A 21,154-nucleotide genomic window follows, 5' to 3' on the forward strand; every position below is an offset into this window, starting at 1 on the left:
TCGGGGCGAAGCCCCGATCAAATGTTTTTTTAAATTTTTTGGTAAAGTTATGAGGATAAGAACTGTAAGAATTTGAAATAATGATAAAAAAAGACGTTGTAACGTTAAGAGGAATTGGTGTCGCACCTTTTGGTCGAGAGGCTAGTTCTCTTCAGTGTACGCTCCCTCTTTCTGAGATCTCTGAATTTTGTTCGCTACCTGACGTGTTGGAAGGGGCACAAAACATAATTGCTGATATGTCAAGACCAGTCAACTTATCAGAAGTCAAGCGAGTTCAAAGCTACTTATTAGGCTTATTGAATAACACTAGTATGAACCCGTTATTGACTGTAACAATTGCAGTAGAAGAGTGTTTTAAAGAGGTTATAGATGAGGCTCCGGGTTTAGTATCAATAACCTACTCTCCAAAAAAAGCGTATATAATCAATGGCATACAAACGATAGCCGCATACGCTTCGATTACCAAATACGAAGCTGAAATTGTTAGATCTCCAGCCCTAGGTATTGACGAACAAAAAGCTGAAAGCCTTAACTCTAAGATCGCTATGTTGCCAACTCTTATTAACGTCATTTACAGAAGCAATGAAAATATACGCAAGCGCGAGATAGTTTCACTACTTAACTCATACAACAACCTTGATACTAGAATTCATTCAATGTCACTCGGAGTATACGAGGACGAAACTCATCCAATTATGTTAGCTGTAACGGATATAGCTAGAGCGATCAATATAGAGAAGTTCGGGGGGATGTCGATATCCTCTCGGCTTACAAAAAATGATTCATATGTAACGACTCAAACATCGATGGCCGGATTGGTACTAGCTGCCATTGGCGGAAGAAGCGCAAGGTTGACTACTCCTTTACCCCAAAAACTTCCAAACAAAAAGATGATTACAGAAGATCTCATCAATGAAACCAAACAGTTAATTATCGATTTTTTGAAAGTCTGGTTATCGACTCTTGGGACGCAGTTTGAGAAAAACCCTGACGGGTTTCATTACTCTTCTCAAGTTTGGCAAGCGCTAGGTCTGGTTATTCATCATTTACACGAAGTTGATGTTGCTGATTCCGTAAGTGAATCAGCAAAGGTTCTTGCTCATCTAGACTATGATAAGGCTGCAAAGCATTGGAGTAACTGTAGTGCGTTAAAGCTCGATGCTACTGGTAAGTACTATATTAATGCGACAGGGGGAGGAAGAAGTTTGAGGGATGGAATAGCAAAATATTTCATTTCGCTGCTTTGACTCATGAACATACTGGTAGCTCTCACGAAGAAATAGATGTATGCAGAGACGTTTGAACTTATGTTAATTGTTAGCTCGTTCAGGTCAGAGAAATATAATTCCGAAGTACATGATGTATACGCTCTAAACCATTTCCAACAATGAGCTAGCTATAATGGCTAGCTCAAAGCTGCCCCTTTATGAGTTTGGTATCGAGAAAGTAGTCCGTATTTTCATTAGTAAACCTTATCAACAAACCTTAACAGTTTGGCCAGTTTGCCTTGCCCGCTAGAAAGCCCCCACATTAGTGTTGGTGGCTTTCTAGCGGGAGGGATTGTTATTAACTAAGCGTAATATGCATCGTAGTGTGGTTTGTCATTCGTACGAATTGCTTCATCAATTATGTCCCAAACACCTTGCAATTGTGCTTGTAGGGCATCAGGTAGCTCTACTCCAAAAGATATAGATTGTGCATGGCTACGATCATTTATGAATTCATACAAAGTTGTAGCTTTAGCAGAAGAATTTTCTATCCCTATTAATAAATGTTTTTCTAAGAAACTATTGTTATTTGCTCTGAATGGCTTATTGAATCGAAAAGTAAAATATACCTCCAAGATTTTTACGTACATATGCTTGAACTGAAACAGCATCAAATCGTTCTGGGTTTTGTACTGCTTCTTTTATCTTAGCTATTAAGTAAGCGTATTCAGATTTGTGGTCTTTTAAATTTTTAGGTAATTGCTCTACCGTTGAAGCATTCTGCTTTCGATTTACTAAGTAGAACTCAGCTCGTTTAGGTTTAACAACTTCACCATCACGTTTCACCAGTTTGTAGTAATCAAACCATGTCTTCACCAAGTTGAAGAATTCGAAGTTATGCGTTGATATAAACAACTGATCAACTTTTTCATGATTCAGTTTGTCTTTTATAATCCCAAGTACACTATCGGCTTCGTGTCTTTTAAAGATTCATCTTCCAGTTCAGTGATAAAATATGCGAATGCTATAGCCGTTCGTTCACCATCAGACAGGTGCTTTGCTGGTCGCCCTTCACGAACAAACTGGTAAGTTTCACCAATAGGTTGGATTTCAATGTCAGTCTTGCCAAAATACAACCGAAGGTTATCAGCCCCTTGCTTAACATTACAAAGTTCAGCCTTGATCTCTCTTACTCGTGTATTCAAGCGAATAATTTCAGTTTGGGTGGCTTGGTACTCATCATTGAACGCTTTAATCTGTTTTATCGCTTCTGGATGATCGTATTCACTAGTTTCAACATAAGCATAGTGGCGTTTAATCGCATCACGCGCTTTGGTTTGTTCGGCTCCATGCTGTAATGAACGGCGATTATGCTCGTTTATTGGCGCATTTAACATCCACATTAATTTTGACACATCAGGCATTGGATAATCTGATGGTGAAAATGGAACAACTTCTTCCATACGTTCACGCTTATCTTCCAAGGCTTCAATAAGTGAATTCTTAATACCAGTGACTTGTTCATCTAATGGCTGAATTTGCTCACTAAGTGAATCATAGTTTTGTTGTAAGTCTGAATATAGGTTGGTTGCTTTAGGAATAGAATGCTTTAATTTAATGTCTTGTACTTGCTTGATCGTGTGGTTAATTTTCTTTGATAAATTTTTGTAGGAATCAGAAAAATACGCATTAAGTTCGTCAATACGTAATTGTTCCAAAGGGTTTTTACAGAAGTGGCATACCTCTGGTTCGTGATGATGTTTCAGACCATCTTCAACCCATTTACGAAGAACGGTATTGGCTTCAAGTTCTTCGATGGTTGTACGGGTTACAGATTCCACCAGAATCGATTCTATTTTTCCCAATAACGTCGTGATATCAGGGATGCTGATGGATGCAGGAGGTACAGTATCTGCTTGCTTGGAACGTGCAGTATCCATCATTTGATCAAGTTCTGTGCCTGTCTTTAAGTCTTCAGCTGTAACTTGCGTCAATAAGGGGGTAACGCCTGTACGTGTAAAAGTAGAACCGCCTAAGACGTTCAAGGCACTGACCACCTGACCAACCGTTTTCAGTCGATTATCTTTTTCAGCCTGTTTATGGGCAGCAGACTTTTTATGCTGATCACGTTCTAATTCTTTGGCTGGAACATCAACTTCTTCTATGCGTTTTAACTCTGCTTCCAATTCGATATTAGGTTCGCCAACTATCAACACTGGATTCACGCTTGAATCAATAAAGTTAACGTTGTCCTTGATGTAATCAGAATTGAAGACACGAAGATTTTTGATAGGGTCTAATGCAGCACTTGATACCGATACGCCGTCATTACGCTCAACAGTAAAATGGGCACCTGCAAAGTCTTCATGAAGGTGTCCTTGCTGCATGGCTCTGAAGATACGTGATAGTGTCGTTTTACCTGAATAGTTAAAGCCGTATATAAGGTTAAACTGTAGGAATGGTTGACCTGCATTCATTTTGGTGTCTTTGAAGATACCGAAGTTCTTTATTGATTTTATACTCTTAAACATCAAGTGACCCCGACTAAAATAATCGGAATATTGTACCAGTTTCATTGCCCTACCTATGTGATTTGGACGTGATATTCCCTTGAGATTCTAGGCAGTTTTCGATACATCAAATAATGCAAATTATTATCATTGCTAACATTCATAACTCACATTTGTTCAAATACGTATATGGAATCCACGTATTTACAAAGTGATTTAACAGTAAAAGTTAAGATGCGTACGTATATTCGGCTTTTTATTGAAGGAGCTACCTTCTAGCCTTTGATGTTTGCGCACCTACAGTCCTCATCGTGTTATCAGCTTCTAAAGCGTCACGCCTCTGTCAGGTTTTCATTAGGTTGAACTTACCCTTTATGCATCATCATTTTGTAAAATATTAAAATACATTTATGGTTAATTGTTAAGCAAAACAGGTTTATATTCAGTTCCATATCGAAGCATTGCCCATGCAGTCCGAACTACCTTGTTAGCCAACGCAATACAGGCTTTCTTGAAGCCAATACGATCAATGATGCTCCTCGACCAAGCATCCTTCTGAGTTTTGGTTGCTCAGGCTGTCGCCCAACATAAGACATTGCGCCAAGATAAAGAAGGGAACGCAGTTCTTTGACACCACCGCACTTATCGATCCCAATCATGAATACTTTCCCCCCCCAGAGCTATGCTGTTTGGGTGTAAGACCAATAAACGCAGAAGCTTGTCTTCCGTTCTTAAACTGCTTACCATCGCCAATAGTTGTATAGAGCATTGCGGCAGTCGTTTCACCAACGCCTTCAATTGCCATTAATCGCTGGCATGGTTCTATCTGACGGGTTAAGGCATTCTTCTCTTTTTCGAACGATATTAATTTTTCTTTGAACTGTTTATATTGTTCCCACAGCATAGATAGAACAGAAACAACACTTGCAGGTATCGATGTTTCTCCATCCAGTACAGCTTGAACAGAGACCTTTAATCCTTTTTCACCCATAGGAGTTGCTACTCCGTAGCCTAATTTAGTGCCCCGGATGTGTTGAGCTAGAGAAACCAGACTACGAGATAGAAAGCGGCGACTACTCTCTAAAGATTGCATAGATTGTTGCTCTAGTGACTTTGGACGGCTGTATTTTATCCCGATTTGGATTGCAGCATTTGCGATGGCAAGAGCGTCATTATGATCAGTTTTATGACCCTCTAGGTATCCTTTTACTTTTTTGGGGTTAATGATCCGTACTTCATGTCCAAACTTTTCAGCTAATTGCCCCCAGTAATGGCAACCGCCACAACCTTCCATATCGACAATAGAAGGCTTGGCTTTGGCAAGGAACTCTTTCATTTGCTGTCGACTTAAAGATTTGTTGGAAAGCAACTCTCCATGAACACTGATATGACAGGCTTGAAGAACATTTTTAGCTAAGTCGATAGCGATAACATTATTGGTCAACATATTAGAATCATCGTTTTTGTCTCACTCTGCTAAGTTTAGATTGGCAAAGGAGGGAGTGGATTCCATACATCATGCTATGCCGCTAATCCTGAGTGCCACTTTCTAGCTCAACAACAGAAACAACTCTACTCTCACTTAACTTCCACCCAAAAATAGAACGATTTCTCATGCACACCTCAACATTGGAAAATAGTAATGGTTAAAAAACATATGAGATAAATGTCATATTAATTATCACAATATTATCAAGTCAAAGACAATGTGTGCTTACTTCGTGTGATCGGCATCATCAACGCTAGACATCAAGTTAAGCGACTTTTCCATACTTCACTTAATTCATGACATGTTAATGTTCTGATTTCTTTACAAATGCATTTTTAATTCAGCAGATTAACTTTAGTTTCAATCTTTGGCATTACCTAAATGAGCGTCGGGCTAAAAATTTGACAAAAGATGGACTCAATGCTTAGATTAGATTGTATATTGTACAGTAATCAAATAGCACATGGATTTAGCAGGTGAAACAATGGATGAGGTTCACTTTAGACAAGAGGAAATTGATGCCTTCGGTTTTACTCAGGATGAAATCGATAAGCATGCTGACAAGTCCTCCACGGTTAAGTACAGCGGTCTATTGAAGGACTTCCTTGTCGTAAAAGCGAATGTAACGAAATATCCAAAACTCAAAATATCAATTATAAATGGTGAACAAAAGGCCAGCATTCATGCACAGAACCAAAAAGATAAAGATGAACCAAAAAAGATAGATTTGCCGCTAATAGTAAAACCCAATGGAACTCTGGCCTTCCTTGAAAATACATATATACATTGGAGAGCTAACTCAGCTAGAAAACTCAAATACAGCACTCTTGAGAGAGAGGCTTTAGCGCTAATGGATTTCTGTCGGTACTGTTCTTTAAGTGAATGGTCGCACCCTTTAACCAATATAAAGGAACAAATGACCTACAGAAGTTTGACTGAAAATACAGAACAGGGAGCACCAAGTCTTTACGGAGACCATTTGTTTGATAATTTGCAAGAGATTGACTCTGAGACAGGTATTGCCATAAAAAAAGGATACGCTCCGTCAACAGCAATGCTGTATGTAAGGGTTGTAGCTAAATTCTACTCTTGGCTTATTTCATGTAATTACCTAACAGTTAATAAAGACTACATGCCTTACAAAAAGGAATTAATAAATTTCACTAAAAATTACGAATACGTTAATGAGAGTATGTTGTCTCACCTAGATAGCGCAAAATTCATTACGATAGAAACATCTGATTTAGTACAGCGCTTTGCCAATTCTCCATTAACAAACTCTGTCGAGCCACATAAAAGACTCAAACCAATGACTCCTGACGATAGAGAGATGTTTGAGTATTATTTAAAGCATGAAGCTAACAAAGAATTAAGCCTTATGGCTAAGCTGTCTTTAGAAACTGGTTTAAGGGGGCAAGAGTTAATTTCTTTTCCTGAAACATACATTTCTGACGAGTATCTAGATCTTGATTTCATTAAGGTGAATATAGGGTTACATAATGGATGTAAAACGAAATATGGTAAGCCCAGAACTATTGAAATACCATCATCTTTAATGGGCGAGCTTTTTGAGTACAAGCTATCAAACAAGCGCATGGAAGCACTTAAAAAAGTAGGAATTGAATTAGGTGAAGATGATAATCAAATCGGTGATAATGCTCATGGCCGTTTATTTGTAACTAGAAAGGGGTTTCCTTACGCTAAAAGTACCTTTCAACGGTTTATGAGTGATTCAAGGTCAGATATAAATGATGCAATAAACAAAGGTCTATCAAAAATTGTTAAAGACAAGCTGAAAGAGATATCAAGAGAGGTAATAAATTTTCACGAGGAAAAGAGAAGGCTAACACATAAAGCTATACCACGATGGTATTACAGACCTCATGATTTACGCTCCACCTTTGCTACAAGGTGGTTACTTAGAGAAAGCAAGGAACGAAAATGTCCAATTGACCTGCTTATTGATGAATTAGCAGAGTTAATGGGTCACAAAAGTAATAAATCAACGGAAAAGTATATAAATTTCCTAAATGAAAAAATCAAACGCTTTAATCAAGCGAGGAAGAAAAATACTTTCCTCACATCAGTGATTTACTAAATTTAGGTGACCTAAATGGCAAGAAGAAGTATTTTAGCCAGAAACTCTAAAATTAAGCTAACTCAAAGGGAAGCTAGGGTTGAGAAGGATTTTAATGAATCATGGCTAGAATTCAAGCACCTAAAGCGAACTATTAATTTATCTGAGCTATTTTTTAAGTCAGGGAATAAATCTGGCATTCAAATACCTAAGAGAATTGAATACGTAAAAAACGTTGCAAGAGGCATCAATCTTGCACTTATGGATAAAGGTTCAACATACACATTTACAAATTCTTACTACAGTTTTCGTAGGTATGTGTATTGGTGTGACAAAAATAAACTAGATCCGTTTTCGAGAGACGGATATTTAGGGTATGTAGGTGATGATGGTAAACTAAAAAACTTGATTAAACAAAACGACGAGGCGTTACCATTTCTTTTTGATTATGATGATGGAGACAAGCTTGGAATTACTGAAAAATATGCTTTAAACAGCAATGGGCATATACGAAAATATCTAAAACTTTCAGGAGCATTTGATCCATTATGGGATTCAGCACGTGAACCTTTCTCAGAAAAAGATCAAAAACTAACAATATCTTATTCAAGTGATGTAACAAAAATCGCAGTTAAACGCCTGTCAAATGTATTTGCTTCATTATTTAACGCGGTTAAAGAACATTACTTGAAATGTGGCAATACAGTTCCAGATGACTTAACAGTCGAAGTAACTTCATTAGGTGAGGTTAACTTTAATGGTAATACCCGTCAGTGTGAATCACCAATTAATACTCTCATGCTTTCTGGCTATGCCTTATTCTGTTTTTACACTGCTCTCAATCAAAGTGTAATTCTAAAATCTGCACATCCTATTATCATCGACAAAAGAAACTATAAAGACAAAACTATTAAAATGATATCGTTAAGTTTATGGAAAACAAGATCTGGAAAGTTTGTAGCTAGTGAGTTAACTGATGAAGTTCATGATATTAATAAAAACGAATTTGATGTCGATGTGGAAAAAAAGACAGGGGTTAATCTTGTCGAAAAACTAGTTGAAATTGCTGAAATGTTTGGCACAACAGAAAAGGGAGCACCATTATTCTGGAGTATGAGTAAAAATAGTGAGATCATTGAATTTGATATTGGGTGGATGAAGTTCCTATCAGAAAAGTTGAATATTAAACCAATTGACACTACTCCTTGCAACCATATATTTGCAGCAGCATTATCATTGGCGACTAAAAACGCATTCCTCGAAATTTTCAGCAAGAATAATGAGGAAGGTGAAAGAGTTGTCTCAAAAAAAACCATTAATTTAACTAAGGGAAAAGCTTACAAAGAAGTCTGTTCCTGCGCAATAGCCTTGATCTCTAGCTACAACGAACCTGAATCATTTTATGGAGCGAAGATTCCACTTACTTATACTAAAACTGAAGGAGGGTTTTCAATTGGATTCGAAAATGATATTGGTTCTGGGGAGTTTTATATTCCGGCTGAATATGAACAAACAATAAGAGACCTTGAGTCTTGGGCAATGTCTTTTAAGGAAAATAAATATCTTATTCCATTGAAAGAAGCTCAGCGAGGGCGTCAAGTTTATGTATGGAACAATCCGAAACTACCACCATCACTACATCAAACGATAAAATGGCTCGGAATAGGTCATGGTCATTATTACTTAGACCTAACCTCAAGGCGTTTTAGGTCCTTTACTGCTGAGATGCTTTATTCAGACGAGGATATGGGTGCTGAGGGTTCACTGATCTTGGATAATGATATTAATACTTTTGACGTTGCTTATTCAGGTGGTAACCCAGAATTTAATCAGTTAATATTCTCACAAGCTTTGGAGGTTGCCTCCTTGATATTTAAAGGTATAGAAAAGGAAAAGGCCAAAGAAAAACTACTTAAATATTTAAAGAAAGAAGTTTTAGCTTACGATAAACTAATCGCTGATAAGATGTACTTTAATCAAAACGGCTTTGCATGTAATGGTAAGCCAGATATTAATAAGGATATAGCTAAAGACTTACATCGTTCCGCCTCATTGCGAGCTGAAAATTTAGGTGTCGGACAAGCAAAATCAATTCCATGCTATCAGTTAGATCAATGCTGCTACTGTAATAGTGCAAAGATGGCCGATGATGAAAACCAAATCTATAAGATGATTTCGTTCGTCGAGATATTAAAAAATAAAGCAGTTCAAAAGCCTGATGATGAAAGTGAATTAATGAAATCAGCTCATTACTTAATGCTCATAATTCATGAGAATATACCTCATGAAACTATTAACAATGCTCAAAAAAGACTTTTATTTGAGGGATTGCACCCACTAGTAAGAAGTATGGATGTAGCTGAATTGATAATTTAGGTGGGATATGGACAGTGTTTTTGGAAGTGCATGTAAAGTATCAGCATATAAATTCTCCAGATGGGATAAGTATGCAAGTAAACATATTGAAGGATTAAAGAGCGCCTTACTAGATGTAATAAAAAGTGGCGACTTAAAAAGTTTATATGACTTCCCAATATTAGTAGGAGATGACGGAAAGATACTTATATCTTTTAAAGATAACATTTGGGGATTCAGGAAACATTTGAAGAAATCAAATTTTGATAACCTTTATCTAGCAAATATGAAGTTTACTTCAGTTGATGATTTTGATGGTGAGTTCTATTCTATTATTACTACGTTACCAAGTAAAATGCGTGATGAGATTAAAGTTTTTATGCTCTACTCTCTATTTCTTGAAAGGAAAAAACCCACTAAAATAGATTCTGTTTATAACTATACACAAGAGCTAAAGAATCTATTGATGGAGTTATCTGACTTTGGAATTAGGAGTTTTAGTGAATTGACTTCTCGAAAACTTAGAGAGGCGATAGATAATGGATTTGTTGATATAAATAAAAAGAAAATTGGAGTTATAAACCTGTTTTCAAAAATGGAAGATATACCATTCAGACCACAAGACGCAGGTTCATATATAAATAAAAATTTTCCAGAGGTCAAAAAATCAGAAGTGGAACAGCACTGTGTTATACCTTTGTCAGTTTACAAAACTCTGATCGATGAAGCTGAAGAAATGATTGACAATTATTATAATCATCGTATTGAAATACAGAATAAAATAAGGCACATACAAAAAATTCAATTCGAAGAAACCCAAAGGTATATTCATGAAATGCGAATCGGAGTACGCATTCCATCAGCCAACTATGATCAAAAAACATATAAATCATTAATGAACCATTTCAAAATGAATGGTATTGATTTTGTTGATAACTACAAAGACGGTGAAAGTTGGGTTGATATATATAACGCATTCAATCCTAATATCAAGTCATTTGATATAATGCCATATGCATATAAACCTAGCACGATTTCGTATGACTTAAACTTGTCATTTCATCGTTTTTCGGGGTTAAAAGAGTTCAAAAAGTTTCTTTATCAGGTTGATGCTGCATGTCGATTTATGGTTCAAGCTATGTCGGGAATGCGTACTGATGAGCTATATAGGATGCACTCAGACTATGGCTTGCAGTCTACAACAGTTCAAGGTCAGTTGATATATTTGCTGACAACTCGCCAATCAAAAATAGTTAAAGGCAAAAACTCCATTAATGATGTTTATGTCACAAGTAAATTTGGAGCCAAAGCATATCAATTGATGAATGCTATTCACCAACCATTAAGAGAATTCTTTACTGAAGATAAACACCGCTTCTTTGGTTCACATCAAAAATGGTCGCATAACATTCCCCAGACTAAAGCTGCTGACAAAGTGGCGAAATGGGCAAGAGGCGTTATTACTGAAAAACATGGTGGTCTAACATCTGAGGATCTAAAGCAACTCAATATTTCAGACCCTTCAAGAAGAGTCAATACTGAACTCGGCGCAATCTATCATTTTAATGTCCACCAATTACGGCGCTCTTTAGCATATTACCTTATTGGGTATGAACTGCTTAGTTATCCTCAATTGAAACAACAACTGTCCCACTTTTCTTTAGCTATGACCAAATGGTATGCACGGAATGCTAAGAGTTACGCAAGATTTTATCGGGAGACGGAAGAGGAGCGCTTGGAGCAACAAGCAAACTTAATGGTCAGAATTTACAATAAGATCGCAAGCAAAGGAAGAGTTGGTGGTGGTAAAGCTAAACTTGTCAGTGACAATCTCGCTCAAAGAGGCGTAAATCATTTTGTAGAAGGGACTGGAGATAGGCTTTTATCCAAGGCTTATTGGAAAAGAACTTTGCGAAAGAAGACTCAACATGTCCACGCAATTGCACCAGCCATGTATTGCACCAATAATAAATGCTCAATGCGTATTGCTATTGATTTAAGTGATTGCTTAGATTGTGAGTTTGATTTTATTGAGTTTGCTCAATATGCAGAACAGATTCGCATAGTAGCTCAACGTGATTTACTTATTGCAGAGGAACTCGGGGAGTTATCACCATCGTACGCCGCAAAAGCCGTTGTGCAAATAAAAAGTGCTGAAAAGCTCATGAAAGAATTAAATGTTGATTATACGGAGTATCAACCTACTGATGCTGTTAAGAACATCCTGATTAATATAAAGAGTATTATCTAATGAAAGTTTATATTTCACCTCGAAGACAGGCCAAGATTAAGGTTTTTCTAAAAGCAATAGATAGCATTTTATCTGGAAACCCAAAACAGAAATCGAGAATGGACACCCTTTCACTTAACAACAAAAATGTTGAAATTGAATCAGGACAGTTTTTAAAGCATTTCCCTGAAGTGAAGTCCTTTATAAAGGCAAAAAAGGCTGATTCTACAGTGGCTTGGGCGGATAATGGAGTGTTCGTGTCACCTGAAAATGGCCGGGTTATTACAAAGTCAGAGTTAGAAAGTACTGATAAGATATTGGAGAATGAACGTCTTGAGGAAGAAAGAGATAATGCACGTATGGCAGCCACTATGTACAAGCAACAGGCTGATACCTTATCTAAGACCTTGGAGAAGAAGTTAGGAGAACATCATGAAATGTTTTTTGTATTGCTGGACAATATTCCTGATGCTAAGAAAGAGCGGATAATCAAGAAATTCGAAGACAATGTCAGGCCGATTAATGCCGGATTAAAAGAAGTTTAGAGACACAATGTTGGACGTTTTCACCGATGTTAAACGTCCAAATTTCGTACATTTCTCGTTAAAGTTGGACGTTTTAGTTTTGACCTATGAAAGCTAAAATTTGAAAGTTATAGAACATATAACTAACTGATTAATCATATATAGACACCCAAAAGTCCAATAATTTGTCAAAATAGGTTACCCATTGTAATGACCCGCTTTTGCATCATTACCGATGAAGCTCGTCACATTAAAATGGCTATCGTTGATAAACACACAACACCGCTTATCTCCGTAAACGATCCTGAGTTGATGCTTGCTAAACCTGCATCATTAACTGCTGCAACCGGTATGGATGCGTTAACACACGCAATCGAAGCTTACGTTTCTATCGCAGCAACACCAATTACAGATGCAGTAGCAATTAAAGCGATTGAACTTGTACAAGCACACCTGAGAACAGCCGTAGCACATGGCGACGATATTGAAGCTCGTGAACAAATGGCTTATGCGCAATTCATGGCAGGTATGGCTTTCAACAATGCTTCTCTTGGTTATGTTCACGCGATGGCGCACCAACTAGGTGGTTTCTACGACCTTCCACACGGCGTATGCAACGCTATCTTGCTTCCACACGTTCAACGCTACAACGCGCAGGTTTGCCCTGAGCGTCTACGTGACGTTGCAAAAGCAATGGGTGCGAATATTGAAGGCATGACACCAGAGCAAGGTGCAGAAGCAGCGATCAACGCGATTGTTCAACTAGCAAACGACGTAAATATCCCAACAGGTATCGCAAAACTAGGTGCGAAGCTTGAAGACATCCCTACACTTTCTGACAACGCACTGAAAGATGCTTGTGGTTTCACTAATCCTAAACAAGCAACCCACGAAGAGATTTCAGCAATCTTCGAAGCGGCAATGTAATCTAGATACTAAGACATTTTGACCTTGCTCGGTCAAATATTGTTCTAGAAACAGATCAATGTAAACACAAACGGACTCACCTTCTGAGTCCGTTTTCATTTGTCGGCCTCTACCTCAAAAGTCACGATAAACCACTAAAAAGTCGCATTGTTGTAATCGCTTGGTTATAGTTAAACTATTGATATATAGAATAACAAACAGGTTCCATTGAGTCGTTGGATAGTTAGCACCTCATTATTAGCTTCACTCATGTCCTACTCTGTTAAAGCGGAGGAACAGAATGAGTGTCACAGCCAACCATTAGAAGACGCTCCTTTAGAAAAAGCCTACCACTTCCTAAACAGTAAATTTTGTCAACCCGCCCTGTGGTTCGATAGCTTCTTTGTTGATGACCGTATTACAGAAGATGCTAGAGCTGGCACGTCCGTCCGTTGGTACAACGATTTCATCTACTCTGAAGGTGGTGACGTGGGCTACTCAACAAAACTCAATGCGCGTTTACATCTTCCTTTTGTCAGTAAGCGGTTGAAGTTGATCTATGAATCAGTCAGCGATGAAGAGTTCTTTGATTTCTTCCCTAACGACTCAGAAGAATTAGAAAGTGCATTAGGTTTACGCTACGATGCCTATGCCAAGGGTTACAGTAGTTTCAATATCAAAGCAACACTGCGCCCACGAATCGAAGCTCGCTATCGTTTTACCTACCCTTTGACTACAGATGCCGTAGTTAGGCTGACTCAACGTGTTTATCAAGATAAGCAAGAGACAGGAGAGATCACCGATATCGATTTTGATCTTTCACTAAGTGATGATTTCTTAGCTAGATGGTCGAACTTTGCGGGTTATAACGATGATTTAAAAGGATGGGAATATGGTACGGGCTTGACGTTATACCACTACCTTTCTCAAGATCAAGCTCTCCAATATAGCGCGACTATCAAGGCAACCAACGAACCTTACAACCACTATGAATATTCACAAGTGTCGGTGACTTATCGGCAAAACGTTTGGAAAGAGTGGTTATTCTATGAACTAACCCCTCGCTACCAATGGGAAAGAGAGCCTTATGATAAGCACATTGAAGAAGCCAATTTCACACTTAGGTTAGAGGTTCTATTCAACAACGTTTAGAACTTGGTTTTCTTTTTAAGCAACGAACCAGAGATAAAAAAAGCACATCATGCGATGTGCTTTTTCAGTTCAATCAAGATGATACTGTAATCTTAACCTTTGTAGTTTCTTACTCGCGCCGCTTCTGCTTCACGCTTGTCGACAACCGTTTTACCAATTGGCGCCAAAGAGATAACCGCTAACTTAAGGTGCTGAATCGCAAACGGAATACCGATAATAGTAATGAAACACGCCACGGCTGACATGATGTGACCTATTGCTAACCAGATACCTGCAAATAAGAACCAAATAATATTACCTATCACACCTAGCGGACTAGTACCGATATCCATTTCATTGGTTAGTTCATCACGCGAAATCGCTTCCTGACCGAATGGGAAGAATGAGAAGTTGCCCATAACAAAACACGCTCGCCCCCATGGGATACCAACAATAGTGAGAAATGCGAGCAGTCCGAAGAACCACCAAGCTAACCCCATAAATACGCCACCGAACAGAAACCAAATAATGTTTCCTATTGTTTTCATTCTGTATTCTCCAAATTTTTGAACGTTATTTGTTTTATATGCCGAGTAAGGCAGTGCTTGTTCTATTAGGTTCATTATTGTTGAACCTTTATGAACCGCTTATGAATCACTTACATTTTATGTGATTGATACACACCACGGTTCTCTAAATCCACATAGGGCTCAACCCATTTATTTGATACCATGCACTTAGATTTTTAGTACCACGAAGCTAGACAGCTACAAATACTACTACTGTAACTACAACTAATTGAAGGCCGAATTTATGAACAACCCTGAGCAACCTAAAAAGAAAATGAAGAACTGGGTGCCAATTGTCTTCTTCGGGCTTCTCAGCACGGTTCCAGTGTTCATGTTCTTGGTCGACGTGTACATCAACCAGTATATGTAACAGAGCTGGACATCCTAGCTATATAAATGGATACAAGAACTCTTTCCTGTATCCATTTCAGTTAGATCAGTTCTTCTTCAGTCAGCTCTTCTGTAGTCAACTCAACTCTTCCGTGATCAAATCAGCTCTTCGCTAATAAAATCTAGAATGTCTATCAGCTCATGATCAGGCAAATTTAGTAAGTTATCCCCTACATACCATTCAATCTTACATTGGTTTGGCAACTCACTGATCGCTGGGCTTCCTATCCAAATCTTGTGTTTCTTCGCTATGTTATCTCTCACAATAATGCCGTCTTCGTAGTTCACAGGTAAATAAAGGTGAAGCATATTGACCTGCGGTTGCCGCGGATTAACGGTGAACTGAGGGTAATCTTGTAATATTTGATAAACCTGTTTGGTGCGTTCATACAGAGCTGGCATCAGTTCTAATCGCTCATCAAACTGCATCGCAGCAGATACCACATAAGGCGTTCGGTGATACACGTTACCACCTTGGCGCTTCATCCACGCCGATGCCTTCGCTACAAAAGCTTTATCGCCTAACAGTAGCGAACCACCAAGGCCATTGAGACCTTTATACAGCGAGACATAGGCGCTATCGAACCCCTTAGCAATCTCGCGGTATGGCTTTTGGTAATACGCGCCACACTCCCACAAGCGGGCACCATCCATATGAAGGTGAATCGATTGCTCTTTGCAGTACTGTTTAATCGCCTCAAGCTCTTCCCATTCGGGTAACTGCCCACCAATTTCTCGCATCGGCAGTTCATATAATGCGGCTGCGATTTCATCAGGCCATGCCTTTAAGTCATCGACATTCCAAGTGCGGAATACGTTACCGACAGGAAGAACACTAAAACGATTTTGAAGCTGATACCCTTGGCGTTCATGGCGCATAATATGACTCGATTCATGCATCGCCACTACTGGGTTTCTTCTCTCTTGGCACGCAATTTCTAGTGCAGTCGGTTGATTCATGGTGCCCGTAATAACAAACACAGCCGCTTCATAACCGAGCAGATCTGCCACTTTCTTTTCAAAACTCTCAATAAACTCGCCATCACCGTAGCTATCGTGAGTAACATTATTTGTTTCACACCAGTGAGCCATCTGAGCGAATGTTTGTGCCGGAGTTGGTTCTAAGTGACCAGAAAGCAAAAAATCACATTGTTGACGCAGATCTGTACTCATACTCTTTCCTTTATTCGTTATCATTGTATGAAAAGTTGTCGAATGGTTTCGTTCTAACGTTAAGGTGACATAAAGTAAAAATATTAGCTTTTATTATTAACGAATATTTAGTTTTACAAGCTCATATCCTTTCGAAGTATTGAATTGTATAAACAATACAGTGCCTTAAAACAAGGTAAACTATACGAAATGAGATAATGAAAAAACAATCACTATTAGCTAATTCGTTGTTCTTCAAGCATTCTTCTATTATTGTATATCTATAATCCCAATAGGTATTATTCGTTTATATACAAAGAGGGCTATATGTCGAAAAATCGAGTTTTAGTGCTATTCGCACACCCTTCTCAACATCGTTCTGAAGCAAACAAACCGTTATTTGAGCAAGCAAAACGCGTTGACGGTGTCACGTGCGTCGACCTCTATGCCGAATATCCAACGTTCAAGATCAGCATCGATCGTGAGCAAAAACGCCTATTGGACCATGACATCATCATTTTTCAGTTCCCCTTATATTGGTACTCCACACCGGCAATTCTCAAAGAGTGGCAAGATCTCGTTCTAGAGTATGGCTTCGCCTATGGAACCGATGGCAACGAGTTACAAGGTAAGAGCTTACTGTGTTGCATCACTGCTGGCGGTAAAAAGGATGCTTACCAAAGTGATGGCTACAACCACTTCACTATTCGAGAACTGCTTCACCCAATTGAACAAACCGCGTCTTTATGTGGGATGAACTATCTTGCGCCTTTTGCGCTTTTTGGATCTCGTACCGCTTTAGAAGAAAACCGTATTCAACAACATGTCGATAGCTACAGAACGCTTTTACAGGCCTTGGTTGCAGGTGATATCAACATCAAAAGAGCCAACAAGGCAGAAAAGTTGAACCATATTGTGGAAGAATTGATGGCAGAGGTTAAATAATGACGGGATACTTTCTACAAGCATTTATCTATTTAACTGCAGCCGTGATTGCGGTCCCTATTGCCAAAAGACTTGGACTTGGATCAGTTCTCGGCTACTTAATCGCTGGCGTTGTGATTGGTCCCATCATTGGATTGGTTGGCGAAGAGACAACAACCATCCAGCACTTTGCCGAGTTCGGTGTAGTGATGATGCTGTTCTTAGTCGGGCTTGAACTTGAACCTAAGATGCTATGGGCGATGAGAAACCGATTGATGGGGCTTGGTGGCCTTCAAGTTGGTGGTACGACCGCTATCGTGATGGGAATTGCACAGTTCTTTGGTCAACCTTGGACGATTGCTTTAACTATCGGTTTGATCTTTGCGCTTTCATCGACAGCCATTGTTCTACAAACGTTCAATGAGAAAGGCCTGTCTAAAACGGAAGGCGGTAAAAACGCTTTCTCGGTACTTTTGTTCCAAGATATTGCCGTTATCCCAATGCTGGCGTTCATCCCTTTGTTGGCTCTTCCTGAATTGGTTGCTTTGGCAGAAAGTGCCGCCCAAACCGCTGCACACCATGATGAACTCAGTTTAGTTGCAGGTTTGCCAAGTTGGGCATACGGACTTGTTATTACGGCTTCAATTGCGATTGTGGTCGTCGGTGGACATTATCTAAGTCGGCCACTGTTTCGTTTTGTTGCGAGCTCTGGCTTACGCGAGATCTTCACTGCAACTGCACTGATGTTGGTGATTGGTATTGCCGCGCTAATGAGCCTTGTTGGTTTGTCGCCTGCCCTAGGTACTTTCTTAGCAGGTGTGGTACTTGCCAACAGTGAGTTCAGGCACGAACTGGAATCTAACATCGACCCGTTTAAAGGGTTATTGCTTGGATTGTTCTTTATCACGGTAGGCGCAGGTATCAACTTTGGCGTTCTATTTAACGATTTCGCACTCATCATTGGCTTAACTCTTGGCGTGATGGCGCTGAAAGCCTTGGTGTTGTTTACACTGGCTTTAATCTTCAGAATCAAAAACAGCGACCGCTGGCTATTTACATTGAGCTTGGCTCAAGCGGGGGAATTTGGTTTTGTACTACTCAGCTTCTCAGCACAGAACCATGTATTACCTGCGGATATTGTTCAAACACTATCACTGGTTGTTGCCCTCTCTATGTTCTTAACTCCTGGTCTGTTCATTCTGTTTGATAAAGTCATTCTGCCCCGTTACGAGCAAAAATCGAACGATCGAGAAGAAGACAAAATAGAAGAGAAAGGTACCGTTATCATTGCAGGCATCGGCCGATTTGGTCAGATAGTAAACCGCTTGTTGGTATCAAATGACGTCAATACCGTAGTATTGGATCATCAAGCAAACCAAGTGGACTTATTACGCTCCATCAATATTAAATCTTACTTTGGTGATGCTACTCGTCACGACTTGTTGCATACCGCGGGTATCGAAGAAGCCGCGATGCTTGTTGTTGCTATCGATAATCAAGATTCTAGCGTCGAATTAGTGAAGTACGTAAAACACACGTATCCAAAAGTTAAAATCTTGGCGCGTGCATTTGACCGTGGTCATAGCTATCGCTTAAGAGAAGCCGGCGCCGATTTTGTGGAATCAGAAACGTACCATTCAGCACTTGAGATGGGCGCACAAGCCTTGCGTTCTCTTGGGCATCATCCATTTTTTGTTGAACAGCAAAAATCAACGTATCAACGTGTCGAAAGTCGTAAATCTGAAAAGCTTTATCAAGCTTGGTCTGAAGCCGAAGAAAATCCACGCTACGACAATAACTACCGACAGATCTTCATTCACCTGGAAGAAGCGATGAAAGAAGACATGAAAAAAGACCGTTCAGACAAGCATTCTCGCTCCGAACGTGGCTGGACACCACCGCCAAAAGGTTATGCAGACGGCTTTGAGGAAGAGGAGTCCTAAGCAAGTTCTAGCTAACCATTCTCTATACCAATTCAGAAAGCGGCTCTCATGCCGCTTTTTCTTTGCCCATACCTTTACCTACAGCTCGAACAGGGCACCGGCTAACTAGGTAGAGCGTGCTAAACTCGGCGATCTTTAGGATTTATGTGATCTACCCATTATTTTTAATTTCTCATCGCTCTGTAAAAATGAATTCAATTTTTACATTGTTGAAACATTCCTCGACATATAAACCATACAAGTCGAATGGCTGTACTTGGTTACGCACTCGGTACATACGGCGCTTACATCTGTGGCCTAATCATGCAGGCTGCTGCATTGGGTTAACAACTCATTGCTGTAAAAAATGGGCAACTGAACCTTGATCATATCGCCCATTTTCTTGAGTTCCGAGATGTAAAAAAGGCGACAGTAAAAACTGTCGCCTTTCTAATATCTTGTTACTCAGCTAAAGCTTATTCCCAATCAAGAATTACTTTACCTGACATACCAGAGCGCATCATGTCGAAGCCTTTCTGGAAGTCGTCCACTTTGTAGTGGTGAGTAATGATTGGTGTTAGATCTAGGCCTGACTGGATTAGTGAAGCCACTATATACAGTTGCAAATTAAATCATTTAAGAACAAGGTCTTACAAAAAATATAAATTGACAATGGCGACAAAATGGCGACATATTTTGAGCTATCAGATGAAAACCAAGTCAGGAATATGGTTTTTCTCGTCTAATTTCCCATTGAGTTACTAAAGATTAGTAATACCTATCACAAAATATGTCTTGTCAGCACACTATGATTTCGACTTAACGCCATTACATCATCTACCAACTTCTCGAGTTGCTTTTGCTGCATTTGCATTCGGCCTTGAAAGCTTTGGTATTCACTTCCATCCACTAATGCTAGACCATGCTCTCTCGCTTGCTGCTTAAGTAACTGTAGTTCTGGGATTTGACTACGCAATTCATTTTCTAAGTCTTGTTTAAGTACTCTTTTTGCCAATGCATGTTCGAAACCATGCTCTTGTGACCAAGCATTAGTATTGAATACAGAATTGTAATGCGCATGTACAGTTTGCGTTGTTACGTTTTTCGCCTTGGCCAGTTCAAAGATTAAGTCGTTTAAAGATAGGTCTTGCGGAACGGTTGGAATTGGAAATGCTGGAGCTTGGTTTGTTGTCATACTGTCGAACGCACGAATGACATTTAGATGGAATTTTGGGCTAATCCACATTGCGTATGAGTAGACCAATTCTTTGCATACCCAAGTCCCCGCATTACTACCGCCACGTTTGGTGTTTACAGCAAAGTGCGAATTAGCACTTTGCTCAATTTCATTAATCAACTCTTGAGTTTGCTGGTTGCGAAGAAACTGAACAGGCTTATGTTTTGAATGTCCACCACTTGCTTTATGCAGATCATTTAACGAGTACAAATTATCGAGTGTGCGGATATATTTAGAAAGAATAGTTAGATTGGTCATGGTGACCTCCGAGAGATAAATTAGATTTCTTCACCACTCAGAGGGTCCAATCAATGGGTGGTGAACTGAACAAGGTTGGACCTACCGCTCTCTCGGAACACGGCCAGCATAAAGCTGCCTCGCCCAGCCCACCATAATATTGATAGTACAATCCCTAAACGAATTGCCTATATTTGGATGCGCTGAAACCACACATAAAAAAAACCAGCAATATGCTGGCACTTATGCGCCGAGAAATTCAAACGGGGGTCCAATCCCGACACTGGATTTTG

At 39.3% G+C, this 21,154-nt stretch carries 13 protein-coding genes and 4 pseudogenes; 10 read left to right on the plus strand and 7 right to left on the minus strand.

From position 1 onward, the window contains the following. The first annotated feature begins 80 nt into the window (after positions 1–80). Complete coding sequence (locus tag SJY39_RS12135) at positions 81–1,247, plus strand: DNA sulfur modification protein DndB (protein WP_102338700.1); 1,167 nt, start codon at positions 81–83, stop codon at positions 1,245–1,247. Positions 1,248–1,570: 323 nt separating this feature from the next. Here SJY39_RS12135 and SJY39_RS12140 read toward each other — a convergent pair whose 3' ends face one another. From SJY39_RS12140 to SJY39_RS12150, 3 genes and pseudogenes are all read right to left on the minus strand, one after another. After that, on the minus strand, positions 1,571–1,858 hold the full coding sequence (locus SJY39_RS12140; RefSeq protein WP_390241971.1) for a hypothetical protein: 288 nt from the start codon (positions 1,856–1,858) through the stop codon (positions 1,571–1,573). Continuing rightward, positions 1,812–3,784, minus strand: a pseudogene (locus SJY39_RS12145) (AAA family ATPase). Before SJY39_RS12145 ends, SJY39_RS12140 begins: the two are co-directional and overlap by 47 nt. A 348-nt stretch (positions 3,785–4,132) precedes the next feature. After that, a pseudogene (locus SJY39_RS12150) lies at positions 4,133–5,165 on the minus strand (IS110 family transposase). A gap of 505 nt (positions 5,166–5,670) precedes the next feature. Between SJY39_RS12150 and SJY39_RS12155 the strand changes: the two are divergent. The 6 genes and pseudogenes from SJY39_RS12155 (at position 5,671) to SJY39_RS12180 (ending at position 14,451) form a co-directional block, all read left to right on the plus strand. Further along, complete coding sequence (locus SJY39_RS12155; protein ID WP_133149006.1) at positions 5,671–7,305, plus strand: site-specific integrase; 1,635 nt, start codon at positions 5,671–5,673, stop codon at positions 7,303–7,305. Between the two features lie 15 nt (positions 7,306–7,320). Next, the gene (locus SJY39_RS12160) at positions 7,321–9,660 is read left to right on the plus strand and encodes a hypothetical protein (protein ID WP_372275662.1); all 2,340 of its coding nucleotides are present in this window, start codon (positions 7,321–7,323) and stop codon (positions 9,658–9,660) included. Between the two features lie 7 nt (positions 9,661–9,667). Then, entirely contained in the window at positions 9,668–11,890 is a 2,223-nt protein-coding gene (locus SJY39_RS12165; RefSeq protein ID WP_372275660.1) for a hypothetical protein, read from the plus strand. Beyond that, the gene (locus tag SJY39_RS12170; protein ID WP_372275659.1) at positions 11,890–12,414 is read left to right on the plus strand and encodes a hypothetical protein; all 525 of its coding nucleotides are present in this window, start codon (positions 11,890–11,892) and stop codon (positions 12,412–12,414) included. Before SJY39_RS12165 ends, SJY39_RS12170 begins: the two co-directional genes overlap by 1 nt. A gap of 189 nt (positions 12,415–12,603) precedes the next feature. Further along, positions 12,604–13,320: pseudogene (locus SJY39_RS12175) on the plus strand (iron-containing alcohol dehydrogenase); the annotation flags it as partial. Between the two features lie 249 nt (positions 13,321–13,569). Then, positions 13,570–14,451: a hypothetical protein gene (locus SJY39_RS12180; protein ID WP_010428896.1), complete on the plus strand. Its 882-nt coding sequence runs from the start codon at positions 13,570–13,572 to the stop codon at positions 14,449–14,451. Positions 14,452–14,543: 92 nt separating this feature from the next. Here the strand turns inward: SJY39_RS12180 and SJY39_RS12185 are convergent, their stop codons facing one another. Continuing rightward, positions 14,544–14,978, minus strand: coding sequence for a YccF domain-containing protein (locus SJY39_RS12185; protein ID WP_032544929.1), 435 nt, complete (start codon positions 14,976–14,978; stop codon positions 14,544–14,546). 265 nt (positions 14,979–15,243) lie between these two features. On the opposite strand from SJY39_RS12185, the gene SJY39_RS12190 reads away from it, so the two are divergent. Then, positions 15,244–15,369: a hypothetical protein gene (locus SJY39_RS12190; RefSeq protein ID WP_016769172.1), complete on the plus strand. Its 126-nt coding sequence runs from the start codon at positions 15,244–15,246 to the stop codon at positions 15,367–15,369. 116 nt (positions 15,370–15,485) lie between these two features. Here the strand turns inward: SJY39_RS12190 and SJY39_RS12195 are convergent, their stop codons facing one another. After that, entirely contained in the window at positions 15,486–16,562 is a 1,077-nt protein-coding gene (locus tag SJY39_RS12195; protein ID WP_010428890.1) for a low specificity L-threonine aldolase, read from the minus strand. Between the two features lie 306 nt (positions 16,563–16,868). Between SJY39_RS12195 and SJY39_RS12200 the strand changes: the two genes are divergently transcribed. Beyond that, a complete protein-coding gene (locus SJY39_RS12200) occupies positions 16,869–17,486 on the plus strand; it encodes an NAD(P)H-dependent oxidoreductase (protein ID WP_010428887.1) in 618 nt (205 codons plus the stop codon). After that, the gene (locus SJY39_RS12205; protein WP_010428884.1) at positions 17,486–19,408 is read left to right on the plus strand and encodes a monovalent cation:proton antiporter-2 (CPA2) family protein; all 1,923 of its coding nucleotides are present in this window, start codon (positions 17,486–17,488) and stop codon (positions 19,406–19,408) included. The genes SJY39_RS12200 and SJY39_RS12205 overlap by 1 nt, the downstream gene beginning before the upstream one ends. 455 nt (positions 19,409–19,863) lie before the next feature. Here the strand turns inward: SJY39_RS12205 and SJY39_RS12210 are convergent. Both SJY39_RS12210 and SJY39_RS12215 read right to left on the minus strand, forming a co-directional pair. Next, a pseudogene (locus SJY39_RS12210) lies at positions 19,864–20,004 on the minus strand (L-threonine 3-dehydrogenase); the annotation flags it as partial. Between the two features lie 164 nt (positions 20,005–20,168). Continuing rightward, positions 20,169–20,882, minus strand: coding sequence for a KilA-N domain-containing protein (locus SJY39_RS12215; RefSeq protein ID WP_372275657.1), 714 nt, complete (start codon positions 20,880–20,882; stop codon positions 20,169–20,171). Positions 20,883–21,154: the final 272 nt, after the last annotated feature.

It is taken from the genome of Vibrio sp. R78045 (assembly GCF_042466085.1).
In the GTDB taxonomy this organism is placed as follows: Bacteria; Pseudomonadota; Gammaproteobacteria; order Enterobacterales; family Vibrionaceae; genus Vibrio; species Vibrio cyclitrophicus.

Bases quoted from the DNA above. Each gene is read 5' to 3' on its own strand.
- SJY39_RS12205 (WP_010428884.1), top strand. From the start codon at position 17,486: ATGACGGGATACTTTCTACAAGCATTTATCTATTTAACTGCAGCCGTG.
- SJY39_RS12135 (WP_102338700.1), top strand. From the start codon at position 81: ATGATAAAAAAAGACGTTGTAACGTTAAGAGGAATTGGTGTCGCACCT.
- SJY39_RS12180 (WP_010428896.1), top strand. From the start codon at position 13,570: ATGTCCTACTCTGTTAAAGCGGAGGAACAGAATGAGTGTCACAGCCAA.
- SJY39_RS12165 (WP_372275660.1), top strand. From the start codon at position 9,668: ATGGACAGTGTTTTTGGAAGTGCATGTAAAGTATCAGCATATAAATTC.
- SJY39_RS12160 (WP_372275662.1), top strand. From the start codon at position 7,321: ATGGCAAGAAGAAGTATTTTAGCCAGAAACTCTAAAATTAAGCTAACT.
- SJY39_RS12140 (WP_390241971.1), bottom strand. From the start codon at position 1,858: ATGTACGTAAAAATCTTGGAGGTATATTTTACTTTTCGATTCAATAAG.
- SJY39_RS12185 (WP_032544929.1), bottom strand. From the start codon at position 14,978: ATGAAAACAATAGGAAACATTATTTGGTTTCTGTTCGGTGGCGTATTT.
- SJY39_RS12215 (WP_372275657.1), bottom strand. From the start codon at position 20,882: ATGACCAATCTAACTATTCTTTCTAAATATATCCGCACACTCGATAAT.
- SJY39_RS12170 (WP_372275659.1), top strand. From the start codon at position 11,890: ATGAAAGTTTATATTTCACCTCGAAGACAGGCCAAGATTAAGGTTTTT.
- SJY39_RS12155 (WP_133149006.1), top strand. From the start codon at position 5,671: ATGGATTTAGCAGGTGAAACAATGGATGAGGTTCACTTTAGACAAGAG.
- SJY39_RS12195 (WP_010428890.1), bottom strand. From the start codon at position 16,562: ATGAGTACAGATCTGCGTCAACAATGTGATTTTTTGCTTTCTGGTCAC.
- SJY39_RS12200 (WP_010428887.1), top strand. From the start codon at position 16,869: ATGTCGAAAAATCGAGTTTTAGTGCTATTCGCACACCCTTCTCAACAT.
- SJY39_RS12190 (WP_016769172.1), top strand. From the start codon at position 15,244: ATGAACAACCCTGAGCAACCTAAAAAGAAAATGAAGAACTGGGTGCCA.